Annotated in this window: 25 protein-coding genes; 7 read left to right on the top strand and 18 right to left on the bottom strand. The window is 38.3% G+C overall.

Going from position 1 to position 25,819, the window contains the following annotated elements:
* Window positions 1-22: 22 nt before the first annotated feature.
* The 7 genes from DKG80_RS12020 to DKG80_RS12050 form a co-directional block, all read right to left on the bottom strand.
* Window positions 23-619, bottom strand: a complete 597-nt coding sequence (locus tag DKG80_RS12020) for an RNA polymerase sigma factor (protein ID WP_109831588.1) — start codon at window positions 617-619, stop codon at window positions 23-25.
* 144 nt (window positions 620-763) lie between these two features.
* A complete protein-coding gene (locus DKG80_RS12025) occupies window positions 764-2,476 on the bottom strand; it encodes a cytochrome-c peroxidase (RefSeq protein ID WP_221409118.1) in 1,713 nt (570 codons plus the stop codon).
* Between the two features lie 228 nt (window positions 2,477-2,704).
* Window positions 2,705-4,345 (bottom strand): PhoX family protein, encoded by a 1,641-nt coding sequence (locus tag DKG80_RS12030; RefSeq protein ID WP_221409119.1) that lies wholly within the window; start codon window positions 4,343-4,345, stop codon window positions 2,705-2,707.
* A 319-nt stretch (window positions 4,346-4,664) separates the two neighbouring features.
* Entirely contained in the window at window positions 4,665-5,705 is a 1,041-nt protein-coding gene (gene dinB / locus DKG80_RS12035) for a DNA polymerase IV (RefSeq protein ID WP_109831590.1), read from the bottom strand.
* 119 nt (window positions 5,706-5,824) lie between these two features.
* A complete protein-coding gene (locus DKG80_RS12040; RefSeq protein WP_109831591.1) occupies window positions 5,825-6,763 on the bottom strand; it encodes a PI-PLC domain-containing protein in 939 nt (312 codons plus the stop codon).
* Window positions 6,764-6,792: 29 nt separating this feature from the next.
* A complete protein-coding gene (locus tag DKG80_RS12045) occupies window positions 6,793-7,155 on the bottom strand; it encodes a hypothetical protein (RefSeq protein WP_109831592.1) in 363 nt (120 codons plus the stop codon).
* A gap of 361 nt (window positions 7,156-7,516) precedes the next feature.
* Window positions 7,517-8,302 carry a CPBP family intramembrane glutamic endopeptidase gene (locus DKG80_RS12050; protein ID WP_109831593.1) on the bottom strand — a complete coding sequence of 262 codons (786 nt, stop codon included), beginning with the start codon at window positions 8,300-8,302 and terminating at the stop codon, window positions 7,517-7,519.
* Between the two features lie 462 nt (window positions 8,303-8,764).
* Here DKG80_RS12050 and DKG80_RS12055 point away from each other — a divergent pair, with 462 nt between their 5' ends.
* The gene (locus DKG80_RS12055) at window positions 8,765-9,142 is read left to right on the top strand and encodes a GxxExxY protein (protein ID WP_109831738.1); all 378 of its coding nucleotides are present in this window, start codon (window positions 8,765-8,767) and stop codon (window positions 9,140-9,142) included.
* Between the two features lie 273 nt (window positions 9,143-9,415).
* Here the strand turns inward: DKG80_RS12055 and DKG80_RS12060 are convergent, their stop codons facing one another.
* Both DKG80_RS12060 and DKG80_RS12065 read right to left on the bottom strand, forming a co-directional pair.
* Complete coding sequence (locus DKG80_RS12060; RefSeq protein WP_109831594.1) at window positions 9,416-10,306, bottom strand: nucleotidyltransferase domain-containing protein; 891 nt, start codon at window positions 10,304-10,306, stop codon at window positions 9,416-9,418.
* Between the two features lie 162 nt (window positions 10,307-10,468).
* Entirely contained in the window at window positions 10,469-10,645 is a 177-nt protein-coding gene (locus tag DKG80_RS12065) for a SymE family type I addiction module toxin (RefSeq protein WP_109831595.1), read from the bottom strand.
* 103 nt (window positions 10,646-10,748) lie between these two features.
* Between DKG80_RS12065 and DKG80_RS12070 the strand changes: the two genes are divergently transcribed.
* The 4 genes from DKG80_RS12070 to DKG80_RS12085 all read left to right on the top strand — a co-directional run bounded on the left by DKG80_RS12070 (window position 10,749) and on the right by DKG80_RS12085 (window position 15,414).
* Window positions 10,749-11,000 carry a helix-turn-helix transcriptional regulator gene (locus DKG80_RS12070; RefSeq protein WP_245907002.1) on the top strand — a complete coding sequence of 84 codons (252 nt, stop codon included), beginning with the start codon at window positions 10,749-10,751 and terminating at the stop codon, window positions 10,998-11,000.
* Between the two features lie 674 nt (window positions 11,001-11,674).
* Window positions 11,675-12,358, top strand: coding sequence for a DUF6261 family protein (locus DKG80_RS12075; RefSeq protein WP_109831597.1), 684 nt, complete (start codon window positions 11,675-11,677; stop codon window positions 12,356-12,358).
* Window positions 12,359-12,673: 315 nt separating this feature from the next.
* Window positions 12,674-14,554 (top strand): cellulase family glycosylhydrolase, encoded by a 1,881-nt coding sequence (locus DKG80_RS12080; RefSeq protein WP_109831598.1) that lies wholly within the window; start codon window positions 12,674-12,676, stop codon window positions 14,552-14,554.
* A 239-nt stretch (window positions 14,555-14,793) separates the two neighbouring features.
* Window positions 14,794-15,414: a GNAT family N-acetyltransferase gene (locus tag DKG80_RS12085; RefSeq protein WP_162555851.1), complete on the top strand. Its 621-nt coding sequence runs from the start codon at window positions 14,794-14,796 to the stop codon at window positions 15,412-15,414.
* A 121-nt stretch (window positions 15,415-15,535) separates the two neighbouring features.
* On the opposite strand, the gene DKG80_RS12090 is transcribed toward DKG80_RS12085, so the two are convergent.
* From DKG80_RS12090 to DKG80_RS12100, 3 genes are all read right to left on the bottom strand, one after another.
* Entirely contained in the window at window positions 15,536-15,988 is a 453-nt protein-coding gene (locus DKG80_RS12090) for a cold-shock protein (RefSeq protein WP_109831600.1), read from the bottom strand.
* A 139-nt stretch (window positions 15,989-16,127) separates the two neighbouring features.
* On the bottom strand, window positions 16,128-16,319 hold the full coding sequence (locus DKG80_RS12095; RefSeq protein WP_109831601.1) for a cold-shock protein: 192 nt from the start codon (window positions 16,317-16,319) through the stop codon (window positions 16,128-16,130).
* A gap of 84 nt (window positions 16,320-16,403) precedes the next feature.
* Window positions 16,404-17,372 carry a fatty acid desaturase family protein gene (locus DKG80_RS12100; RefSeq protein WP_109831602.1) on the bottom strand — a complete coding sequence of 323 codons (969 nt, stop codon included), beginning with the start codon at window positions 17,370-17,372 and terminating at the stop codon, window positions 16,404-16,406.
* Between the two features lie 798 nt (window positions 17,373-18,170).
* Between DKG80_RS12100 and DKG80_RS12105 the strand changes: the two genes are divergently transcribed.
* Entirely contained in the window at window positions 18,171-18,869 is a 699-nt protein-coding gene (locus DKG80_RS12105) for a hypothetical protein (RefSeq protein WP_109831603.1), read from the top strand.
* A gap of 126 nt (window positions 18,870-18,995) precedes the next feature.
* Here the strand turns inward: DKG80_RS12105 and DKG80_RS12110 are convergent, their stop codons facing one another.
* Genes DKG80_RS12110 through DKG80_RS12130 form a run of 5 tightly spaced genes read right to left on the bottom strand, consistent with a single transcriptional unit; the run spans window position 18,996 to window position 23,629 of the window.
* Window positions 18,996-19,358, bottom strand: coding sequence for an MmcQ/YjbR family DNA-binding protein (locus tag DKG80_RS12110; RefSeq protein ID WP_109831604.1), 363 nt, complete (start codon window positions 19,356-19,358; stop codon window positions 18,996-18,998).
* 41 nt (window positions 19,359-19,399) lie between these two features.
* The gene (locus DKG80_RS12115; RefSeq protein WP_162555852.1) at window positions 19,400-19,981 is read right to left on the bottom strand and encodes a nucleotidyltransferase family protein; all 582 of its coding nucleotides are present in this window, start codon (window positions 19,979-19,981) and stop codon (window positions 19,400-19,402) included.
* Window positions 19,978-21,069: an XdhC family protein gene (locus DKG80_RS12120; protein ID WP_109831606.1), complete on the bottom strand. Its 1,092-nt coding sequence runs from the start codon at window positions 21,067-21,069 to the stop codon at window positions 19,978-19,980. The genes DKG80_RS12115 and DKG80_RS12120 overlap by 4 nt, the downstream gene beginning before the upstream one ends.
* A 3-nt stretch (window positions 21,070-21,072) precedes the next feature.
* Window positions 21,073-23,154 (bottom strand): xanthine dehydrogenase family protein molybdopterin-binding subunit, encoded by a 2,082-nt coding sequence (locus DKG80_RS12125; RefSeq protein WP_109831607.1) that lies wholly within the window; start codon window positions 23,152-23,154, stop codon window positions 21,073-21,075.
* A 7-nt stretch (window positions 23,155-23,161) separates the two neighbouring features.
* Complete coding sequence (locus DKG80_RS12130) at window positions 23,162-23,629, bottom strand: (2Fe-2S)-binding protein (protein ID WP_109831608.1); 468 nt, start codon at window positions 23,627-23,629, stop codon at window positions 23,162-23,164.
* A gap of 268 nt (window positions 23,630-23,897) precedes the next feature.
* Between DKG80_RS12130 and rsgA the strand changes: the two genes are divergently transcribed.
* A complete protein-coding gene (rsgA, locus tag DKG80_RS12135) occupies window positions 23,898-24,821 on the top strand; it encodes a ribosome small subunit-dependent GTPase A (protein ID WP_109831609.1) in 924 nt (307 codons plus the stop codon).
* Between the two features lie 3 nt (window positions 24,822-24,824).
* Here rsgA and DKG80_RS12140 read toward each other — a convergent pair whose 3' ends face one another.
* Window positions 24,825-25,769, bottom strand: coding sequence for a glycosyltransferase (locus DKG80_RS12140; protein WP_109831610.1), 945 nt, complete (start codon window positions 25,767-25,769; stop codon window positions 24,825-24,827).
* Window positions 25,770-25,819 lie beyond the last annotated feature (50 nt).

Raw genomic sequence — 25,819 nt, forward strand, 5'->3', positions numbered from 1 at the left:
ATCTAATTTGCACTATCTATTTCTAATTTGGATGTATTACATTCAAAATCAATACCACGGTGAGATAGTCATATAAATCCACTCTAAGTTGCTTCAGTGCATACTTAATATGATTTTTAGCAGTGTTGGGAGATATTTCGAGCTCCTCTGCTATTTCTTTGATAGAGTAGTCTTGCTCTCTGCTCAGTTTAAATACTGATTTACACTTGTCAGGCAGTCCATCAACTGACTCTTCTATCAAATCATAGAGCTCGTTAAACGCCAAATAATTTTGAGTATTCAGTTCAGTCTCCTCTCTACTGCTGACGACATGCTGTTGGTATCGTTGTTTGACACTTTTAGATTCTATCTGCCTGAATATTTTATACTTCAAGGAAGTGGCTATATATGCTGCAAAAGAAGATTTGATCTCAATTTTTTCCCTGCCTTTCCATATATCCAAAAATACCTCATGCACTAAGTCTTCAGCATCACACTGTGACCCTGTTTTTTGGTAAGCTATTGAAAATAGCAAATTCCAATATTTATTGTAAAGCTGATCAAATGCCAATTGATTACCACTTTTGACAAGCTTCATTAGTTCAATATCAGAACTATTGTCTAAAGTACTGCTGCTCATTAATTTCTCTCATTAACTCCTGCAAGTTATACAGGAGAATGTACTGACGAGAATAACTAAAGTTATGATTACTTTAATAAAATGTAGCAGGTACATTATGTCAAAAAGAGATTCTAGATTAAATCCTCGCTTGTTGCCTGATGATTACTCTGTTAATGTCTCTATAAATGCTATCAAATCTTTCTTCTCTCGTTTTGATAAGCTAAGACTATCAAATGGTAGCGTTTGATATGGAATGTCAAAACCCAAACCTGCTCCTCCTCCTAAATCATAAAAATCTATTACTTCTTCTAAAGTCTCATAGACTCCATTATGCATATATGGTGCTGATTTTGTCACATTTCGAATAGAGGGCGTCTTGAACATCCCTCGATGAATTTCTTTACCATATACAGTGTAAAACCCTAAGTCATCATCCAGTTGCTTGTTATCTGATGTTTTGGGAACACCTATCACTTCTTTTTCTGTTTCATTAAAAAATGGAGGCACGCTACCATTAGTCAGAGGAACAAAATGACATGTTCCACACAGAGCTTTTCCCATATATAAATTGAAGCCTCTCTTTTCGCTACTAGTAAATGTCTCTAATTCGCCTCTTATATTCTTGTCAAATTTGGAGTCAAAGCTGTTCAGTGTAGCAATATATTCTCCTATGACCTCTATTACCTCTCTGTTCGAATGTGGTACTTTACCGAATGCATCTTGAAACTGTTCTATATAAGATGTGTCTGACAAAAGATTCTCTGAAAATCGATGTACATCAGTATCAAACTCTCTATCATTTAAGAAGACAAGAGAAATTTGATCTTCTATATTTTGTGCTTTCCCATCCCATTTAAATGCTTTTTGATAAACACTGTTGATAAGGGTCGGTGTGTTTCTATCTAACTCCTTCCCTGCATTATCCAAATCAAATTGCTTATTGCTAGCGTATGCTCTATCGGGTAGATGACATGTGGCACAAGACATGTTTCCTTGTCCTGATACTTTAGGGTCAAAAAATAGTTTTTTACCTAGCAATACTCTCGAAGAATCAATACGGTCGGTATAAGTCAAAAAGTAGGGAGTATTCCAAGAGTCTTTTTCGAAGAAAGTAGGTGACTCTAGGTTTAATGCTACAGAATTTTCTCCTGACCAAAGTCCGCTCTCTGTTATAATATTGGCCCACTCCCTAGTAACAGGGTTTAAGTAATTACGAATAAAAGTATATTGATCAAAATCAGAGAAATCTGGGTTACTATCAATATAGTTGGTTGCGTCATCTATGTCTTGTTTAAACCTATTATCCAAATCTTCATTCTTGGATAGAATAATTGGCCTTATGCTATTAGAGTATAGATACCACAAGCTCTCCAGAGATACGGCTGTTTCACTAATAGATAATCCGCTGACAGGTGTATCAAACCCAGCCATAGCTAAACTTACGAGTCGAAATAATTGCTGCTTGGTCGATATAAAAAAGCGCTTAGGTGATATTTGATAATACTCCACCTCACTTTTGAGGACTAACATCATTCCTTTGGTAATCCGAACCGTTTCTGTGAAGTCATCTTTAGTAGCGTCGTTGAGGTATATCATTTCCTCCAGACGTTGCAATCCTACTGGTGCTAGTACTCTACCACTGTTTTCTCTAAATACTGGTAGTGCTGGACCATTGACTCGATGACCTACTTCAGGTTTGAGATATGCTGAGTATGGCTCGGCCTTTTTAAAAGCTATTCGAATCTGTTTAAAAATCTCTTTGTTTGATTGGTTTCCCGTATCGCTATAGGTCAAACTATCCATCAACGAAATGGCTTGACTTATATTTTCTAAATAATATTCTTGGACTACTCCCCAGTCAACATGAGTAAGCATACTCTTTGAATCCTTTTTTTGACAGGAGCAGAAACTAAGTAGGGAAAATAAGAAGAAAGAAATTTTTCTTATAAATGACATGGTATGATGATATATAAAGGAGGCTGTCTCAATGGCTTAACTTTAAAATTGACATATCAAACGGAGCGAAAAGCTTCTAGCTATCACTCAGAATGGCTACGTTTTGCCTATCAGACAACCTCCATAATGTGAGGAAATTATTTGTGATTATTGATCCAACCCTCTTAAGATCAATACTTGAGACCCTGTCTTGTTATTACCTCCATTAGCAACACTTCCATCTAACCCTGCAAAAGCGTCATTGCTCCAATATTTGACTTGGAGGTTTAGTAGGAAAGTACCTGGCACACCTACTTTGTCCGAAATATCTAACATTGCTCCGTACTCTCCACTATTCTCTATCGTCACCGCATTGGACTCTGCTAGCTCTGGCTTAATCTTAATATCTAAGACAGTTTTTACATTATTCCCTTCTAAATCCGACTGATAAACAGCTGCTGAGTGTCCTCGATTCCAAGTACCTCCATTAGGGTCTTCTTGGATATATACATAGTTTTCTGTGACACACATATTATCTGGGCTCTGAAGAGAATTCATGTATCCCACTTTACCCATATCTGCATTATTACCGCTAAGAAGTTTAGTCAAGGTACCTTGAGTAGGATCTGTTTCACTCAAGGATAGTTTATATACTGTTCCTTGATCGTTCACTGTACCTCTACCTGCTCCTTTACCCGTCACTGCAAAATAGATGTTTCTCGCATTGGCATCACTTCCTTTTTGGTAGTCCAAATCCTCCATTCTGACAAACTTGGTTGCAAAGAGAGTATTTCGGTAATAGTTAGAAATTTCGCCTGTATTTAATGACTTCGCATTTACTACCTCCAAAAACTCAATATCATACGATACTCTCAAATCAAAATCACTTTCGTCATGTTGGACGCCTGCAGGAGCCGCTACTTTCCCTCCTGATCCATCAGAGATCTCTTTGGTACGTAGTACGTAGACTTTCCCATTTTCTCTATCTACGTCTCCATTTTCCGAATAATATAAGATAGGTTGCCCTCCATCTAAATCATTTCCTCCAATGATTACCGTTTTACCAGGGTATGCATTTTTAGGCAATGGAACTGCATTCTCCCAGAGGAATTGTCCCAATGCTCTGTTGCCATAATCCCCAGTAGGGTTTGGCGTCGCAGTTCTAGGGTCTATTTCCTTCACTATATTGCTATTGCTCTCTTCTGATGCTGATAAAAATACATCTTTTGTACCTCCATGAATCTCTTTTTCCCACATAGTACCTGAGCACTGTCGCGAGAAATCCGCTACGTCTGAATTCAGCAAATAGTCTCCAAATGTTGGGTTTAAGTTTTTATCTAATCGTACCCTAGCGATAGCTTTAGCGTCTTCACAATTAACCACATATATGAAACCATCTCCAACATCATCCTTGATCAACCCTGCTCCATCTACAGTAGCTGCCAACTGAAATCTAGAATCTCCTATTATATCAACTGAAGTCATTAGCGAATATGCTTTCACTCTTGATGAGAAATCTGGGTAAATATTGACCAATGGCTCTATGATAGATTTATTATTGAATAATTCTGTATCATCTAGACCTACCAAGTCTTGACCTTGGTCTCCCTGATCTCCTTTTTCGCCATCGTCTCCTTGATCTCCTTTTTCACCTTGATCTCCCTGATCTCCTTTCTCTCCTTGAATTCCGTCTATACCATCTTCTGCACAACTCACCAAATAACTTACTGAAACTGACAGCATAGTATACAGCAGTATTTTGTTTATAATTCTCATAGTACTTGTAATAATTGTTTGTAGTTTATTCATATTGAAACACTGTGGTCGCTACATCTTGTGCGATTCCCACTGTCAATAGTTATAGTATGATTCAAGTACTAATGGGGCTAGTCGAATTGCTAAAAAAAACATTAAATAACACTGAAGTTACAAATCGGAAACATAGCCTATAGTTTTAACCGGATTTATACATCGGAACTTTGTAATGAGAGTTTAAACAACAATATGTAGAGTTAAATATCTTTGATTGCTTTCCAAGGAACACCTTAATTGTAAGGGTTAAATAATGAAGTCTAAATAAGCCATGGCTGTCATAGACTGGAGAGTTAGACATTGTATGCTTACTGTTTCAAAATGACAAAGTAAGCTGAGCTCCAGACTTGGACTCTTCTCCTTCTAAATTGGAAACCGATACCCCGACTAATCTGACTCCTTTGCCTTCAAGATCTACAAGAGACAATAACTCGATGGATTTATCAAAAATCATTTGATAATCTTGAGTAGCGAACGACAATGACAAACTTCGGGTGATCGTCTGAAAGTCAGAATATTTGATCTTCAAAGTGATGGTTCGTCCTCGATGATTTCCTTTTTTCACCCTTTCCTCCACCATTTTTACAATACTCTCAAGAGTATTCTTTATCTGATCAGGTCCATGAAGATCAGTATCAAAAGTTCGTTCAGCACCTACAGATTTTCGCTTGCGGTTGGAAACTACTGGTCTCTCGTCTATTCCTCTAGAAATATTAAAATAGTAGACTCCAGCTTTCCCAAATTGCCTCATGAGATCCTTTCGAGAATATCTTTTTAAATCTGCACCTGTATGAATCCCCAGTTTCTTCATCTTGGCTGCGGTCACTTTTCCTACTCCAAAAAACTTCTCAATTGGCAACTCAGAAATAAATGGTAGAACCTGATCTGGAGTGATCACATAGATTCCATTTGGTTTATCGTAGTCAGAGGCCACTTTGGCCAAGAACTTATTGGTACTGATACCAGCAGAAGCAGTCAGCTGTGTCTTTTTATATATCTCTGCTTTGATCTCTTTCGCTATGAGTGTGGCGGAGGGAGGTCCTTTCTTGTGATGGGTAACATCTAGATAAGCTTCATCTAAAGATAAAGGCTCTACCAAATCTGTATAACTCAAAAATATCTCACGAATCTGAGCAGAAACCTCTTTGTAGACATCAAATCTATGTTTCACAAATATGATGTCTGGGCATTTGATGTAAGCTAGTTTTGAAGGCATCGCAGACCGTACACCAAATTTTCGGGCTTCATAGCTTGCTGCAGCTACCACTCCTCTTTCTCTAGAACCTCCTACAGCCAGAGGCTTTCCTCTATACTGAGGATGGTCCCTTTGCTCTACAGAAGCAAAAAAAGCATCCATGTCTATATGTATAATCTTACGCTGAGCCACTTAGTCAATATTCTATAAAAACTCACGTAATCTAAAGAGACTCTGTTGCAACAGACACAAAACTATACTTATAGAAATAGAGCTATTGGTTAACGAAAATTGTACTGAATGATCTCTCGTGCTGTGACTTTATTTACATAATCGACATATACTATATTAGGCATTGGATTGCCTTCTTCTTTCTGACCACTCAGTGCTTTGGGCAGTGCTCTGTTTGCTTTCCCTGCTAGCTCACGGATTGAGCCGCCAAAGAAAGTTCCTGCTCCAGGAGTTAGCGTCCAAGAAAGCAAAAACAAATACTCTTTACCTAACCCTCCGAAATCATTCTGCTTATTTATCTGATCCTCAGACATTTTTTTTAGACTGGTAGTATTTGTATAAGCATCGGCAATATTAATATTTGGCCCTTTTAATTTAATAGCAAAGTTTCCCTTGTCGTCCTTTTCAAGAGCATTATAATAGCGTAAGTGTCCTTGTTTCGTAGAAATGTACTCCACATAATCAAAAACTAGTATCATCTTACCTCGAACCTCTCCAAGAGATAACTCTACCAAGTTGACTTCCTGATTTGAGCTAGTAAAAAAATATGGACGGAAATTTATATTAGATAAAAACTGGTCGATGCGATCCTTGATTTCACGTTCCATTCCTCGATTGGATCTAATATGTGAGAACTTAAGAATAAAGGTCTCCGTTTTCTGCTCCTGAAGGAAAGCAACTGACTCATTCATCACCTGCTCTAGACTCTGACCATTACAGCCAAGATTACCAGTTCTATGGTAAGTTACAAGCTTCTTATGATCGTAATCAACTCGTATATCAAAGTACCGAGAACCTACTTTCAACTGATCTGCAATCTTCAATTCCTGTGTCTGTACCATGCCCTTATTCATCTTAGACCCTATATCACAATGATGTAATACGGACATTCCTGCATCATGACTTCCTGGCATGATGATTTCGTTAAGTTTAATAGAGTCTGCCAACTGTCCCATCCAGCTAGCAGAGTCTATATTATCATTCCTCATCTTTATCTTATTTATTAAAAAAGCTCTCACTAAACCTTATTCAACACGAAAGTGATGTCTTGGGTATGCCCCTCGGGGTCTCCGTCAATATTGTAACGAATTGCATCTGACGGATCTGGAGTCACACTATATGCACTAGTGGCACTTCCATAAGGATGATTCCAAAAGAACTCTACTTTAAAGCTATGATCTTCTGCCTCAAATGTGGCTGTTCCTTTAGGCCCAATCATAGCACCATCCCGCGCAGAACACGACCAAGATCCACTACCATTAGATTTAATTTCATTTGGTGGTTTCACGGTAAACTTCCCGTTTATTACATCGGTCGCTATTAACACTAGCGTCTGTCCTGTGTAGTTTATGACTGTCATTGTTACTGGTCTTGCTCCCATTTTTAGTTTGTTTTTGGTTTTAAAAATTGATTTTTTCTGTTTTCAACTTTACAGGCAGTTACCTGAAAAGCACTTAATAACTACTTGTAATTTAGATTTCGGGGAGACCTCTAAGAAAATTAATGTGTGAACGTACCTGAATGTTGGATGAGTGATCTCATTTTTTGTATAAAGCACATCTAAGCTCTCTGATGTAGACATGATACAGTGTAGTATATAACACCGTTGATCGTCTCTCGATTAACAAGAATCTAAAAGAATGGATCCTATCAGATGACCCCGATTCTTCTATCATCAAAGTAGCAGGTCTCTATATCCTCTGATCTCATATAAGATTTCAACATATCTACCATCTCTGTATTTACTTTTCCTCCTCTATCAATCTATGTCTGATCATCAAGAATACTCCGTAGAATAGGCACGGAGAAACGAGCAAAGCAACAATAAGGGCATCTTCGATGGATACGGGTTCTTTTATTTTTTCTATTATCGGCACTCCTACTAGCTCCAGTTCTCCGACAAAATCTATGATCGAGTGAATAATCATCAAAGGGTAAAGTCTCTTGGTGATAACGAGTACTGCCCCAAACATGACACCAATAAAGGTAGCGTAGCTTACTTGTAGTAATTCTCCTGTGATACCAGCATCAAAATTGAGTAAGTGAATGACTCCGAAAAACAGCGCTGAAATGAAGACTGATAGGACAACTCCCTTTTTGGTGTTGCCTAGACGGGAGATGAGATGCGACTGTAGAAAACCTCTGATACTTAACTCTTCGGCAAACCCAATGGATAGGCAGTAGATGACAAATAATACCATGTCTAGCCATTGATAATTTGTCTCGGTAGAATCTGAAAACAATACATTGAGTAGTACTAAATAGGCTAGTGGGAATATTAATAGAAACCATTTTTTCAATTTGGTTCCTTTAAGTCCAGCGACTTTTCCTAGTTCATTCTTATTGATAAAAAATATCGATACTAGGATTAGAATTACGTTGGCTACAATATTCAAAGCCGTATGTATCTGATATGATTCGATCCTGTGTGCGATGAGCTGATAGGATAAAATTTCCCTGATTGATAATATGAGCAACAAGCATATTGAAAATAGAATGAGTTGATTCCAAAACTGTTTCTGAGCCATTTTTATAAAGTTTAATCTCAGGGTGATAACCCTTTGTGTTTCATTCTACAGATGCATTGACTTGGCGAATCGTTACAGTACGTTTGTAATTTTTTTACTCGGGGAAATGTTGGTTTCTCTTTCATCTATGATTTGACATACTCTAGGGATCATAGAGGACTTACGTTATCGAGTACTTTTTCATTTTTGGCTTGATCCTAAAACGAAGTCCCCCCAGTTCCCGCCATGCTGAGCATGGTGGTTTACCATTCCAACTCTGCGCACCCTAGTTAGCAACCACCATGTAAAACGTGGCAGCAACTAGGGGAAATCGACCGTCTTGTATATCAGCTCTGTGATCTCACAGGAGAAGAAATAGAAATTTTAGAAAATTCAGCGAAATAGTCGGAATCACTGATGATATGGATGAAAGGATTTCACAGATTTGTTTTACCCACAAATTATAAATCCGTGATACAGACTATGCAAGAACTACAACACAAAGACATCACCGAGAAAATTATAGGTTCCTCATTTGAAGTACATTCCTTTCTAGGCAATGGCTTCCAAGAAGTCATATATCAGCGCGCCTTGGCATGGGAGATGTCACAGAAGAATTTGGAGTATGCCCGCGAAATCGAGCAGGATATTTTTTACAAGGATCTACCCGAACCTATAGGTACTAGAAGAGCAGATTTCGTAGTAGAAAGCAAAGTATTGGTAGAGCTAAAAGCCATTAAAGAGCTCGAAGATGTACATCTGGCACAGGCACTCAACTACCTCAAAGCCTATAAGCTCAAAGTAGGATTGCTCATTAATTTTGGCAGCAAGTCTCTAACATTTAAGCGGCTAGTACTATGATCAAATAGTCGGAATCACAGATGAAACGGATTACAGGATTTCACTGATTATGCTTGCGTGTAGAATATAAATCCGTGCCATCAGTGTAATCCAAGAAAATCCGTGGTTCCGACAATATGTAAGAAGCCCCCATTCCCGCCATGAGCATGGTGATTTACCATTCCAACTCTGCACACCCTAATTAGATATTTCGCTCTGCTCAACATGATCGCTTTTTTTACTTTAAACTGATGATCTATATTAAAAATGATCACCACCAGCAGCGAACCAAGACTAAAGAGATTCGCGGCTTTTGTTTTCTATCTCTATCAAGCACTCGATTCGATCTTTGCAAACCAATTCGGTCTGCTTCATTAGTTTTTTGGCTTCCTTGGTCCAATAATCTAGCTGCTCTTTGGTGACGGAATAGTCTTCTTCGCTGAGATAGCGGCCTCCGATGTAAGCATAATCTAGGTGCTCGAAGAACGCTTTTTGTTCTTGGGTGTCTTGTGGAAATGCTAGGGCTATTCGCTTATCGAGCTTCTTCATTCTTCGTCTCAGCACTTCCAGCTTGTGCTCTCTAGGACGATAATGCTTAAACACCATCTCGACTGTGGTATAGCACATTTCACAACATTGCTGAAGTTGAAAAGCAGCATTTTTAAATACTTTTTGGTTAGTTTCTTTTCTGGAGACTTTCCCTTTTTGAAAAAAAATAACGGCACCTTCATACCATTCCTCAAAGTCTTGTTCGGCTATTTCTCTTCTTTTCTTAGGTGTGATTTTGACAGGGTCTGAGAATTCAAATCTCTCGGTATCGTAGAGTATGATTCCTTCTCGCTTGACATCTAGGAAGAAATAGTGGGCATCTTCGATGTTGCTATTGATGAATTTGATAGGATGAACTTCTAGGTTGACTATCCTATCGATATCCTCAAATTGGTTTTCCAATAGGTCTTTGATTTCTCGTACGGTGGATCGCTGTCTGGCGACTACCAAGATGTCATAGTCACTTTTTCGTCCTCTTATTTTTCCATGTTTCTCCGAATAGGTCCCTCTTGCATAGGAGCCAAACAAGACGACCATTTCTGCTTTTTGGGTATCGACGATCCGCTGAGTAATCGTTTCTAGTTCTTGGATCTTGTCTTTGGGAAGGTGTGCTAATATTTCGGCTAATGCTATCAAGAAGATTTTGTGTTTTTAATGAGATATAAAATACGTTTTAACGGTATAGGGGGATATTCAGTGAAATAACTCTATTGGTTTTTGGGTGAATTTTGGATCTAAAATTACGAACTAAAGACAAAGTGCAACTTTGGACAACCATAAATTCTAGCGATCAACTTTCTATTCATCTTCGATCAGAGTGATTATTATTTTCTTTTGCCTCCATTCTACTTTTACATGTTTTCCTTGTTTAAACCCCAATTCTTCTAACCACTTGCCCTCCATCTTGATTTCAGGTATGCATATTTCATCATAAGTTCTTCTGCGATGTTTGGGCTGAATTTTAATTTTTTTCACTTTTTATAAATCGCTGGACAATTTTCTAATTAAGAAAAATAGTTTTCGTTAAACGAAAACTTATAATCGAATATAGAATACTATAGCAAAATATAGTTGGTTTATGATCAATTATATTTGCGCCACACGAAACTTAGTTGATTCAATGTCTAAACAACGGTACAATAGAATTAAAATAGTTCTTGCAGAAAAAGAGCAATCGGCAAAATGGTTAGCAGATCAACTAGATAAAGATAAGTCCACAATTTCTCGTTGGTGCACTAATGATATGCAACCATCAATTGAAACTTTTTATGAAATCGCTAAAATTTTAGATGTTGAAGTAAGAGAGTTGTTCGTAGCTTCAAAAAGCTAAGATTAGTAATTATCAAACTGTGGTAGGGAATTCTTTTCGATTCTATTTAGGTCGAATGGAAGCTTTGAAATTCTACTTCTTCAAGATAAAAAGTGGAATTGAAAATATGCATTGGATTCTGTATATACGTACGTTTTTTCTACTAGCTCAATAATAAAATTCGAGTAATACAATTTGAATACCTTTAACTCCTTACCTGAACTAATCAATTGTCCTCAATTTTGATTGAACCCCTTCCCGCCGGTCGGCGGCAACAAAAACGGGCGTCATTTTTCTTGCCGCCGAGTGAGGGACGAAAAACGAGCGTCGTTTTTGCTGCGGACGGATGAGGCTCGGAAAATGGCCGTCGTTTTTGTTGCGGACGCGTGAGGCTCGAAAAACAGCCGTCATTTTTGTTGCGGACGGATGAGGGAAGAAAACTGACCGTCGTTTTTCTTCCCGCCGCGTGAGGCTACCAAAACGACGGCTGATTTCTTTGCCGCCGAGCGGCGACAGAAAAAAACAACTTAGAACCGTTATTCTCTAACTTCTTTCATTAGATTCGCGCCTTATCTTTTTGACCTCAGTATTTGATCTTGGCTTTTGCTACTAATCATCGACTGTATCGTCAGGGAGATGAGAGCTAACGGGCGAGTGCTCGTGGATTAAATAATTTTTTAACAAAACCTATAGTTATGTTAGATAACATACCTTATTCAACCTACCCTCTAGGAGGCCTGACTACATTAGCCGAAAATCTTACTAAGAAAGCAACTACCCATCACCCTGATGATCCTATGATCACTGCGAGTGTGAACAAGGTAGCATCTGCTATCGAACTGGGACGAGAGGCGATAGGTAGTGGCATGGGAAGTCTAAAAACCAAATCATTGGCGGAAGCTGATAACATGAGGGACTTGTGCTACCGCTCTCTGAGAGACTATGTGAAGTCTGGACTGATGAGAGAATCCAACAAGCCTTATCAGAAAGCTGCTGAGAAGGTTTGGCAAGTCTTCAAAAACAACAATACTCAATTGGCCAAATTGCCTTACCGTGAGGAATCTGCTGCGATCAAGAGTTTGCTAGCGGATATCGAAGCGGTCAGAGATGAGGTCGCGGTACTGAACGGTACAGAGTGGGTAGAAGAGTTGAAGTCTGCCAACCTCGCTTTTGAGGCGGTATTGGAGGACAGAACGGACGAGTCTGCTACTACTGACGTGACTACGGATAGAGCTGCTGCAGTGGAATTGACCAATGCACTCAAAGTATTCGTATCTACGATTGATTCATTGTCTGCCTTTGGCCAGCCGTCTGGAATAGAAGACACGGTAGTTGAGCTAAATCAGATCATCAAAGAAGCTAATACGGCTGCTAAGTAACCGTCGAAGCACCCTTGATCCCTTCAGCCTTTTTATTGTAAATATTAGGTTGGAGGGGTTTCATCAACAGGATTATTAGCTTCTTTTCATTCTTAACTATACTTAGTCTAGTGGTAGTTATAGCACATTATGGTAATTGGTAACAACATCAATCGATGGTTCATCGATCATCTATAGTTACTTCTTTTCACCTAAATAAACCGTTTTCTCAAATAGTCTAAAAACCCTGATTATTTAGATCACAATTTTTAGTAATTATGCGTCACCTGATTGTTCCGTTTCAAAATCATTTTTACAACAATTCTTCTAAAAGGAATGAAATCAGGATTACTATCATTTTTGACTGGTTTGTGTTTTTTCACTACGCTCATAACACAGGCCAACAACACGATTCACATTGACAAAGGACAAATACTATCGTCATGTGATGAACCGATCGTCATGCGAGGATACAATGAGATGTTCATCTGGTCTAGTGACCGTACAGGTATAGTTACTCTACCAGAAATAGCGAAAACAGGCTCCAATGCTGTGCGATTGGTCTGGACGACAACTGGTGATGAAAACGAACTGGATCAATTGATCACTAATAGTATCAGTCATCACATGATACCAGTGGCAGAACTACACGATGCGACGGGCGACTTTAGCAAACTACAGATGCTACTCGACTATTGGAAGAGGCCTGCTGTATTGGATATCGTCCAAAAACATAAAAAATGGCTAATTGTCAATATAGGAAATGAAGTAGGTGCTGGATCGGAAACTGTCCGACAATGGGTGGATTATTATAAAGATGCTATCACTCAACTACGAAATGCGGGGATAGATACTCCTTTGATGATTGACTGTGGTGGCTATGGGAGTTTCGAGCATTATTTCATAGAAGGAGGTCAAGAGCTACTTGATCATGACCCGCTGAAAAACATCATTTTCTCGGTACACACCTATTGGTTTGGAGGATCAGATCAGGACAAAATACAGCGTCTGAGATCTATGATCAATAATGCCAAATCAAAGGGCTTGACCTACATAATTGGTGAGGGCCCCCAAGCAGTAGCATCCCCTAGTTTTTGCAATGAGCCGTTTCCATATGCAGAAATGATTGAAATCCTTCATACGGAACAAATCGGGTGGTTGTCTTGGTCTTGGGGTAAGGTCAACAACAATGATTGTGGTGCTCCGAATAGTGTTTTTGATATCACTACGGATGGCAATTTCGGTAGCTGGGCAAATTCATTCGCTGAGGAGATTTCAGTTTCAAGTCCCTATTCGATACAGAATACTTCGGTTATTCCTACTTCTATGATATCCAACAATTGCCCTAGTGGTGGTGAGAACTATTCGATCAGAGCTCGTGGTGTACAAGGAGATGAACAAATCAACCTCCTGGTGAATGAGGTAATCATAGAGACTTTGACTTTAACTACTCAGTACGAGATATACAGCGTCTCAAGTGACGCTACTGGAACAGCAAGAGTTGAATTCATCAATGATTCTTTTGACAGAGATGTACAAATAGACTACCTCAGTGTAAATGGTAAGAAGTATGAGTCCGAGGATCAATCTATAAACACTGGGGTGTGGCAGGATAAGTGTGGTGGATCTCACAGCGAGTGGATTCATTGTGCTGGATATATAGAGTACGCTGACCAGTTTTGTGCTAATCCTATTCCTATCAAGTTACCTTTCTATTTTGACGGAGAAGGTGATTTCTGCTGGGAAATATCTCAAGATATCAATTATGTCAATTCGTGGGAAACACAGTCAGTCAAAGTGAATGGTGTTGACTTTACCAATTTTGTTTCGACTGATATACCGCAGGCTATCAAGGGTAAATATTATGTGGAATTCAAAAGTGAATCTGTATGGGGACACTTTGAGGCTGTCAACCCAGAGGCTTTGTCTTCTGAACGGGGTGTCGATGATTACTTGACTAGACCTTCATTGAAAGAAGAGCATATGACGATATCTCCTAATCCGTCCAATGGTACATTTAACCTGAATCTTGATGGAAATTTCGATGGCTCAGTTACGATTGTCATCCAGTCGGCATTGGGTCAAAACATGGTAAAAATGGAAAATGTCGCAGTGAGTGAAACGATCAAAATGAATACTTCACTGCCTGCCGGGATATATACTGTTTCTATTTTCAATAAGAAGAATAGCATATCAAACCGATTGGTGATTCATTAATAATGAAGAAGTTACTCGACCTAAGCGTAAGTGAATTAAACCTAATAGTCTACCTCCTTATGATTAAAATGTAATTCAATGAAAGAGATTGCTATCGAACAAAGCAGTCTCTTTTTTATGTTTTGAAAGCTTTACGACTCTTCCCCATACTTTTCTTTCATTTATGCAGGTGATTAAAACTATCTTAGAAACCCGAAAATGAAGTGCCCAAAATTTAATCAACACACAAAATGCCTTCAATGCCTTTGGACGAAATCCACACCATAAAAACCAAGGAAGAATTTACAAATCGCATCAATGAGTTAGCCCAATCACTTAGTCAGGCTTTCTACGATGATCCATATTACAAGTACATCATGCCTAATAATGGTAGAAGGCTCAAGCAGCTTTTGTGGTGGATGAAACTTATGCTTCGTTACTCGTTTCTTTGCGGGTATGTCCAATGCAGTAGTGACAACAAAGCTGCTGCGCTATGGGTAGGACCGAATCGTCCATTTATAAGTGATCTAAAAATGCTCTCATTAGGTATAGCCCTATTTCCCTTTAAAGTTGGCCTTAAAAGTTTTATCAGATTGATCCGAATTAGTGATTCGTGGTCTAGAGAGCATAAAAAACAAAATAAAAGACACTATTACCTTCTGGTACTGGGGGTCAGTCCAGATAGTCAAAAGGGTGGTTTAGGTGGACGGTTGCTAAATTCATGGCTGAAAAGAGCAAACGATGAAAATTTGGGTTGTTATCTAGAAACGGTGACAGAAGGAGGGGCTAGATTTTATGAGCGCAATGGTTTTAAAACAATACTTACAGGAGACTTTAATACCAACGATCACTTTTGGATCATGACTAGGAGCAAGCAGTAGTTTGTTTCTCTTTCTTACTACTTGACCTTATAAGCTCCTTGTCCCCATTTTCCTTCTTTCCTTTGACTACTACTTCACAAGGTTTGATTTATCAATTATTACGAAGTAGTAGTCAAACGATTTAACCAATCTTACTTACATTGATAGCAACAAATCCTCTTTCGCTCTTTTCGATTTTAAACTTGACCTTATCATTTTCAGCGATATTTCCCACAACATTCGTTCCGTGAACATAGAACTCGTCATTAGATCCATCCTGAATGATAAATCCGTACCCTTTACTACTTTCATAAAACTTTACCTTCCCGCGTCGCTCAGCGTCTATATCATCTGAAGCTGATTTAGGTGTGCTCACGTCAATTTGAGATGCATCTATTTCCATGGTCTTATCTTTTTCTTTTGGAGGTGTATCGATAAGATTTCCATTTTCATCAACATAGACCATCATGTCATCTAAGCTTCCAGACTTTGAATTTTCTTTTCTCAAAGCTTTTTTCTCCTCTTTGCCTTTTCGTTTTTGTAGCTTCTTTTTCTCTCGTTCTTTCTTTTGAAATGTTTTTTGGGATCTCGCCATATATGATTGTTTTGTTCTAAATCTTTTCTATTTTGTTATAAGATACCTAGTATCTGATTTACTTGCACTATGTAATCGTAAAGGAAGTTGTATTCTAAGAATGAGAAATTTCGATCAAAGAATACATCTGAGATATCAATTATTTCACCTGAACTCTTACCGCATTCAAGCCTTTCTTTCCTTGCTCTACTTGAAACTCTACTACATCGTTCTCTCTGATTTCATCTATCAACCCTGATGAGTGAACGAATATATCTTCATTCGTTTCGTGAGACTTTATGAAACCAAAACCTTTGGCATCATTGAAAAACTTTACTGTTCCTTCTTTCATAATTATTCTATTTAATTTTTTTCTTTCTTATTTGATCATTGTCTCAGAGCTTTTCTGATAAATCATCATATGATTTTTTATTCGTTAGTCATATTTAGAATACACATACTGCGTTTCCATTTTCCCTAAAAAATGTAGCATCTTGAAGTGCTGCACTACGGCTGAAATAAAAGTGTCACAGGAATAATATGGCAGGTTAAATTCATCTGCGGTTTGACGAACGATCGGTGCAATATCCTTATAGTGTACATGGGATATATGTGGAAAAAGGTGATGCTCAATTTGATTAGTCAGCCCTCCAATAAACCATGATAACCACCTGCTCTTAGGAGCAAAATTGCATGTCGTCATTAGCTGATGCACTAACCGTTCATATTCCATATCTCCGTCTTCATTTGGAAGAGGGTATGAAGTATCTGGCGTGACATGTGCTATTTGAAAAATTAATGTGATGACAAAACCTGTGACGAAGTGCATGACTATGAAAGCCCCGAGTATTGCTCCTATTGAAAATGATGAAAAGATCATGGGAATAATTAGAGCAATAGAATAGTATAATACTTTTGAAAGGCAGATTCGAAGCAGACCTTTACGGTATTCTTTCCTGTCTTTTATTAATCCCATCCGAAAGTACCTTTTGTATTTCACAAAATCTTTCACCGTCACCCATGTCAGGGTGGTTAAGCCATAAAAAAACCAAGCATATATATGCTGATACTTATGAAGTTTAGTTTTAGGACTATGAGGAGAAAACCTTAAGAATCTCGGAGCATTAATATCATCATCATGTTCCTCCACATTGGTATAGCTATGGTGTAATACATTGTGCTGAAGCCTCCATACTTCTACATTGGTCCCTATTAAATTGATGGTATAACTCATCAGTTTATTCACTGTTCTATTATTAGAATAAGAACCGTGGATAGCGTCATGCATGATACCTATCCCTGCCATACCAAAGCCACTCAATATGTATAGAGTAAACAATATTGGAAGGCTAGATATCGGGAAAATAGTTATGCTCACCAGTGGAGCAAAAAATAAGGTCAGCATAAAGATGGATTTATAAACCATCTGATTATTGCCATATATATTCTTATTGGAGCTTTTGAAGTATTCCGATACACGATGTCTAAGTGTAGTGGAAAAATCAGAGCTTACTGATTTTGGATATCTGAGCTTCTTAATGAATTTAGATTTTCTTGAAAAACTTTATTCTAAAACAGAAAAATGTCATTTGACTCTGGGTCAAATTCAAACGTCAAGTAAAATCTAATTGAGAATGCTAAACGGAGGACTGCTGATCCAGCAGGTATTTTGCTATTTTTTCTAGATCTTTCATCTTATTCCAGATCTAACTTTACAAAGTTAGCAGGATAATATGTACTAACCTATAAATGAGAGAAATTAGATAGAATGGTTGAGCGTTTTTGAAAAAGAATGCAGAGTGATTGTACCTATTTAGTTGTAAGTCGAGCTATAATCGTACATCCATCTATAGACAGTTGACTCTTCCTTTATTGCGTCATTATTGTCATACATCCATATAGCTAGGCCCAATTTTCAAAACATAAAAAATTCTCTAGATTTGGAATAAGCATCATGCTGACATATGACTATATAGTCACCTAATCGTACAAACCACAATTTCCCAAAATGGAACCATATTTTTTTGATTTTGCAATCTTTATCCTCCTCCCTGTGCTTCCTTACATTTTGCTCTTTTCAATGTTGCTATGGGCTATATATCGTTATGTAAAGTCAATAATAAATAGGAAAAGAGTTTTATACTTTTTGTCAGTTGTATCTTTTTTGGTTGTGATATGCTTAATCAACTCTATTTTCTTCCGTATGCGTGTACCTGAATTTGAATTAGCATTAGAAAAACACTCGGAGTTTTTTATTACGCTGAATCGATACAAAATCCACATGGAAGACAATGATCGGGGCGGAGGAAATAGAGGTGCTCGTGAAACTTGGGTATACAAACTTCTCAATAAGAACCTTTATATAGTTCCAGAAAAATATGATAACATCAGTGCTAAGCTTGTCGACGGTCATTGGAAAGTCACAGCTCCTACTTCAATAAAGGAGCATTCTAAGGAAGAAATAATTGCTGGCTTCGAAGAACTTATAGATAAATTCATGGCTTTCAATCAAAATAAATATGACAATCGTGTTGAATGGAAACGTGAAGGAAATACATCATTAATCAACACTGTTGATCAGAAATCAAAGGAGCTAAATGACTTTGACGTTTCTGATATTGAATTAGGTTTAAAACCACGGCGGAGTGATGCAGGCCTCCTTGATTTGAAAGTCCGAACTAATCAAGGGAGTTTTTATATACCTGGCAACTATTATATAGAGGGGCTTGATATCGAACTGTTAGATGATAAGACTTGGCAAGTAGAAGTATCCGAATCAAATTCATATAAACCTTTAAGCAACATAGATTCTTTACTAAAAGGGTTATTAGAGCACCTCATCGTAGAGCTGGAGAAAAAAAGAGCAGCTGAAATAAAAAAGGATCAACCTAAAGGCTGGTAGTATATTGATTAGGTCATTTTAATGGGTTTTGGATCTTTATAGTGACTTTATTGTTTTTCTCTGAGATTCGAATCACCACAGTACTGGCTGAGAGATGGGCTACCTCTTCATACGATTATTAGATTATTACAACTCTCCGAGCTTTAGAAGCTCCTCACGTTCGCTTTTCTTCATCCCTTTGACCACTAGTTCATACGAATGATCTATTAATTCATACATGAGGTCATCCGGTAAGTCGCTATTGTTAAGAATAGTATTCCAATGTTTTTTGTTCATATGATAGCCTGGGCTTACAGCATGATATTGATCTCTAAGTTCGAGTGCTCTTTCAGGATCACACTTCAAGTTGACAGATTCGAATAGATCTACATCTGTAATTGCAAACATTTTTGACAACACTTTGAAAGTAAGTGCCTTTTCATCAAATGGAAAGCTCTCAGATACAGCTGGCTTAGACAAACAGTAATCTCGGAATTCTTCTATGTTCATTTTGATAACTAGATGTGGTTAAGGAATAAAGTTAGCCATTTTCAGTTGACTAATTCGGTAACTGTTTGTTGGTAAATCTCTTCCGTATCGATATCTATTTCCCCTCGTGAAAAAAATACTATTTCGAATTCATCCGAATATTTGGATATGACAGACTTCCCTCCGTTTTGGTCGGGTATGCTTAAGAAATCTGAATAGTATTTTTTTGGTACAAGTATGGGAATTCCTTTTGCTTGACCATAATCTGAGATCACCAGCTTGTCAGCTTTTTGGTTATTGACTTGTAAAAATTCTTTCACAATTTGATTTGATAAAAAGGGCTGATCGCAGGCTGAAAGCAATATGGCTTGATGACCAGAAAGACATTTTATAGCTGACTTGATGGTGGCTCCCATTCCCAACTGCCAATTTTTTACTTGGTGAATCTTGATATCCATCCGTTGAATAACCTTAGCGTGCTGATCAAACTGTGAACCTAAAAATACATGTACATCAAGTCCTTTGAAACAGTTGATGGTTCTTTCAAGCAATGTTTCTCCTCCAAAATCTAATAGCTGCTTAGACTGACCATTCATACGAGATGAATTCCCTGCGGCTAATATGGCTACTGCTAAGTGACTCACTTAATTTTCATCATACTGTCACGCTCTATTTCTTGTGCACGACGATCATGAATATAGCCTTTTCCTTGGGACAATGGTAATCCAGCTTTCTTATTGAAAAAAGCTTGAACCTCTGCCACGATCGACAATGACATCTCTTCTGGTGTATTTCCACCAAGGTCCAGTCCTACTGGTGCTTTGACTACCGTGGGAATAGTTTTGCCAAACTGCTCTGTGAGTACTTTTTGTAGTCGTATTCTATTTCCGATAAGTCCAACAAATTGGGCTCCGTTTGAAATGGTGCTAGATAAAACTTGTTTGATATAATCTGGACTATGAGAGGTAATAACGAATGCCGTATTTTCTAGCGCGGTCATACCTTCACTGACTTGATCGGCCTGCTGCATAATCACATTATCGGCTTGAGGGTACAGAGCAGGAGCCGAATGAGCAACACATGGGTCTGTTAGTGTCACTTCCCAACCAATGGTCTTAGCCAAATTGATCAGCGGCACTATGTGATTACCTCCTCCACAAATCACGATTTTTTTCAAAGCTGGCAATTCTTGCACAATCCATTCGCCATCACCTGATTTGGTGGAAACGTTGACCATTTGTTCAAAATCTCTTTCTGGTGGCCAACCATCAATTTCACTGAATAGCTTTTCGCCTTCTGTCGATAGGAAAGCTCTGAACACGGAATTTTGGTTTTGAGATATTTTGGTCACGAAAAACCCACCTTGATTCATATCCAACATAGCTAGTTCATCGAGCCAGTTAGATTTTATTGGTTCGATCATGACTTTCACGATCCCATTACACCCTATGCGTGGACCTAGTGCATTCTCCTCGTCATTGACTGTGTCGTACATTACTATGGATGGCTTGCCTTCTTTCAAGCTAGACTTGGCTCTTTTCAGTGCGTCACCTTCTAAACAACCTCCAGAAATTGCACCATACCAGCGACTATTGGCAGTTACTAGCATCATCGCACCAGGCCTTCTAAATGAACTCCCGTAAACCTCTAATACTGTAACTAAAGCTAACTGATTGACGCCTTCACTTTTCAGGCGTTGATATTCCGAAACTATTTTCCTTATATCTGACATGGTCTAGACGATTCCGTATTGACTCAATGGAAGATTGTAATATCGTTTTCCTGTTGCTTGATAAATAGCATTGACCACTGCTGGGGAGGCAGGAGCCATACCTGGCTCGCCGAGACCTGTAGGGTCGTCATTGCTTTCTATGAATGCTACTTCTATATCGTCTGGTTTGCAGCTCATTCTTCCTAACCTGTAGTTATGAAAATTTTGAGATTGTGGCGTTCCATCCTTGATCTTAATCTCTCCATAGAATGCATGTCCTATCGCATCAATTATTGAACCCTGAATTTGAGCTTCTGCACCTAATGCATTTATCACCTGTCCACAATCAACAGCTGCATAGACTTTGTCTACATTGATCTTTCCATTGACTTCTGACACTTCAGCCACCATAGCTACATAAGAAGAATAAGAATAGTAAGCCGCAAACCCTTGTTTTTTAGACTTGTCTTTTCTCCAGCTTGACATCTCACGCACTTTTTCGACTATGCCTTTCATCTTAGCGGCACTATACTTGATTTCACTATTGATTCCATCAAGCATTTCTAAGCGATGAGAAATTGCATCTTTGCCAATCTTCTCAGCTATTTCATCTAGAAAACACTGCTCCGAAAAACCTAAATAATTATGATTTGGGGCTCTCCATGCGAATGTGGTTACTTTAGATGGTGCTACATTAGATTCTATTTTAATATTCTCTATGGCTCCAACGGGGAAGTTTTTCTCGTCTACTGATCTTGGAGATTTCATCCCTAATCCTTTCAGTTCCCAGCCCGTCAGTTTTCCTTCTTTTATAGAGGCTTTGTAATTGTGCAAGGTAGCTGGCTTATAAAAGCCCCCTGTCATATCGTCTTCTCGTGTCCAGACCAGTTTAATAGGCACACCAGCTTTTTTAGATATCATCGCTGCTTCGACTACAAAATCATTTCTCAGTCTTCGACCAAAACCGCCTCCCATTCTAGTCAACTCCAGTGTAATATTTTCTTGGGGTATCCCGAGATCATTACTAATTTTTTTTCTAGTTCCTTCTGGAGTTTGAATAGGACCCAGTAAGTGAACTTTATTTCCTGTGACATTGGCATAAAAGTTCATCGGCTCCATAGTATTGTGAGGTAAGAACGGGGTAAAATAATTAGCCTCTAAAACCTCATCAGCCTGCGCCATGGCTTGGCCAATATCTCCTATCGACTTTTTCTCTTTTAACTTCCCTTTCTCGATCATCTTCTTCATATCCTCTAGCTGAGATTCTGATGATTCGGTATTAGGTAATTCCCATTCTACTTTGACTAATTTTTTAGCTTGGAATATCTCCCAGGTATTAGAGCCCACTACCGCAATGGCATTGCCTATCTTATATGTTTTGACTTCAGGAAAAGAAGACGCTAAAGAACTATCGTCATGAGAGATATACTTGCCCCCAAAAGCTGGAGTATGAATAATACCAGCATATTTCATTTCTGGCATAACAGTATCCATCCCATACTTCATCTCACCTTTTACAATTTTCTCTGCATCGAAATTGACCTTCCCCTTACCAATGATTGAAAACTCACTTGGTTCTTTAAGTTTAACACCGGAAGGCAGTTCTCTGGATTTAGCAGCTTCGATCAGATCTTCGTATCGAGCAGACTTACCAGACTTATGAGTGACTATTCCTTCTTTTGCAGAACAATGCTTCGGCTTTACGTTCCATTTTTGAGCCGCTGTCTCTATAAACAATTGTCGAATAGTGGCTCCAGCTTCTCTTAAAGTCTTATAACTCGTCCGAATACTACCGCTTCCTCCTGCTACTTGGCGTTTGTATTTTGTAGTGTCCAGTGCAGCTTGTTCTATTACTACTTTCTGCCAGTCCACATCCATTTCCTCTGCCACTATCATTGGCATGGATGTTTTTACGCCTTGGCCTATTTCTGGATTAGGTGACATAATGACCACGGTGCCATCAGCCAAGAATTTTATATAACCACTCAACTCGGTTTCACCAGCGGAGGCTGCTTTCACCATACCTGGCCAATTGAAACCAATCACCAGTGCTCCGGCAGTAGATGCTCCTGAGATTTTTAGAAATTTTCTTCTGTCTATTTTCATGTTAGGCTTATTGATTGTTCATTAATTCGGAAGCGTGTTTTACCGCATCTTTGATTCGGTGATATGTACCACATCGACAGATATTTCCTTCCATCGCTCGCTCTATCTCTTCATCAGTAGGCTTACTATTTCTCTCTAGTAAATTGACAGCAGTCATCACTTGCCCTGCTTGACAGTAGCCACACTGAGCTACATCCTTTTCAATCCATGCTTGCTGGACTGGGTGTAGCTTTCCATCTTTTGCGATCCCTTCAATAGTGGTGATTTTGGCTCCTTTTGCAGCCTGAATAGGTAACATACAAGAACGGGTGGCCATACCGTTGAAATGAATGGTACAACAACCACACTGAGCCATTCCACAGCCAAATTTAGTCCCTGTGAATCCAAGTGTATCTCTAATCACCCATAGCAATGGAGTGGTTCCGTCTACATCTACTGACGTAGGTTTACCGTTGAGTTCGAAGTCAATTTTCATAGCTACCAAATTAAGTAATTACCTATGAAGCATCAGAGTAATTTTATCCAAAAAAAGAGCCTATATATTCTAATTGATATAAATACCCCCCTCTACCAAAATATCAATTAACACAATACTTCTATTATTCTTTCTTTAAGGCTTATTGCTGGTTTGTTCAATTAAGTTTTAAGCATAACCCGATTGACCTAAGAGATTTTTATTGAGTAAAAGGTTGATAATCTTCTTTTCTACTGCGACTACTGCATCTCTTCACTAATTTTGACCTATGCGAGGAATTGTGACAAAATCGATGGGACTCTGGTATCACGTCCAGACTGATGAAGGCAAAACTTATAACTGTCGTCTAAAAGGTAAGTTCAAGCTAAAAGGGATGAAAGTATCCAATCCTGTGGCAGTAGGTGATGAAGTAGAACTAATAGATGATGTCAGCGATGAAAACACGAAAGTGATCAGCAAAATTCTACCTCGAGAAAATTACATTATTAGAATATCTCCGAAGAAAAAAGGACATAGTCATATCATAGCCAGTAATATTGATCAGGCGATAGTCATAGCTACAGTGGCGGAACCAAGAACTTCTTTGGGATTTATTGATAGATTTCTAGTCACAGCTGAAGCTTACAGAATACCTGCTGTAATTCTCTGTAACAAGATAGATTTACTCCCTATGGAGCACCTTGAAGGCCTGCAAGAAAAAATGAAAGAATATGAAAGTCTGGGATATACTGTCGCTTACATATCTGCTTTGAATAATGACGGCGTAGAAGAATTGAATGACTTGCTGAATGGAAAAACTTCATTGCTATCGGGACACTCAGGTGTAGGCAAATCGACATTGATCAATCAATTAGTTCCCGATGCAGAACAAAAGACTTCTGAAATCAGTGATTTCGTCGGTAAAGGAACTCATACTACTACGTTTGCTGAAAGATTTACAATGGATGACAATACATACATCATTGATACACCTGGTATAAAAGAATTGGGATTAGCAGAAATAGAAGCTGAAGAATTAAGTCATTATTTCCCTGAATTCCGTGCTTACCTTGGTCAATGCAAGTTCAACAACTGCACACATACTCATGAACCTGGCTGTGTGATTCATGCTGCATACGAAGAAGGGGAAATTTCGCATTCAAGATATGACAGCTATTTGAGTATGCTACTAGGAGATGACAACAGACGATAGCTTTCAACCATATTTTAGTCTAAAAAATAGTTGCCTAAACCACCTTAAATTAACTCTCAACTTATTTACAAAAAGCAATATGTGAGTAGAAAAACTCAATCCTTTTATCTCACTTAATAGATTCCCCATCAATTCGGCCTCATAATGATTCGCAGAAAAAACGGCATGTCTTATTTCATATTTCAGCCTTCTCACTAATGCGTCATTTTCACTCGGTGTCCTATTAAGGTCTTTGATTTTAAGACAAATCTTATACGTAGAATGCAACTGTTGATCATTTGGCTCATATAACTTATTGGATAGCGAACCTTCGTGTTTGATGACATCCATCAGCACTTCGCCTTGATAAGCTATATACCAATGCCGTGAAGCTCTTACCCAAAGATCGAAATCCTCATAAGCTAAAGATTCATCATATCCACCTAACTCTTCAAATACCTCACGCTTGATCATTACTGACTGAGGAGGTATAAAAAAAGTATCTATAACTTTTTCATATACTTCTCCTGAGTATGGTAGTCGAAATGATTGTCCTTGGAAGTGCCATCCTAATTCATTGATTGATTCATCGACAAAACGTACATCTGAATAAATTAATCCGACTTGATTGGATTGATTCTCAAAAAACGCTACTTGCTTTGAGATCTTATCTGAATAGAGAATATCATCACAAGCCAGATCAATAACATATTTCCCCTTAGCCAACTCCAAGCCTTTGTTAAATGCCTTTGTATTCCCCACATTCTGATTCAAAGCCAAGAATGGAATATCTGATTTATCTTGAAGAACTTTTTTGATAATCTCTTGACTGTTGTCTGAACTACAATCGTCCACTACTATAACCTGAAGGTTACTATATTCTTGGTTAAAAACAGATTCCAAGGTCCTTTGGACAAACTGAGCCTGATTATAACACAAGCATATGATGGAGACTAAAGGCTGACTCATTCTGCTAAATTATTATGGGATCACCAAGAAAATGGCGATTTATTGATATT

It is taken from the genome of Reichenbachiella versicolor (genome assembly GCF_003171675.1).
In the GTDB taxonomy this organism is placed as follows: domain Bacteria; phylum Bacteroidota; class Bacteroidia; order Cytophagales; family Cyclobacteriaceae; genus Reichenbachiella; species Reichenbachiella versicolor.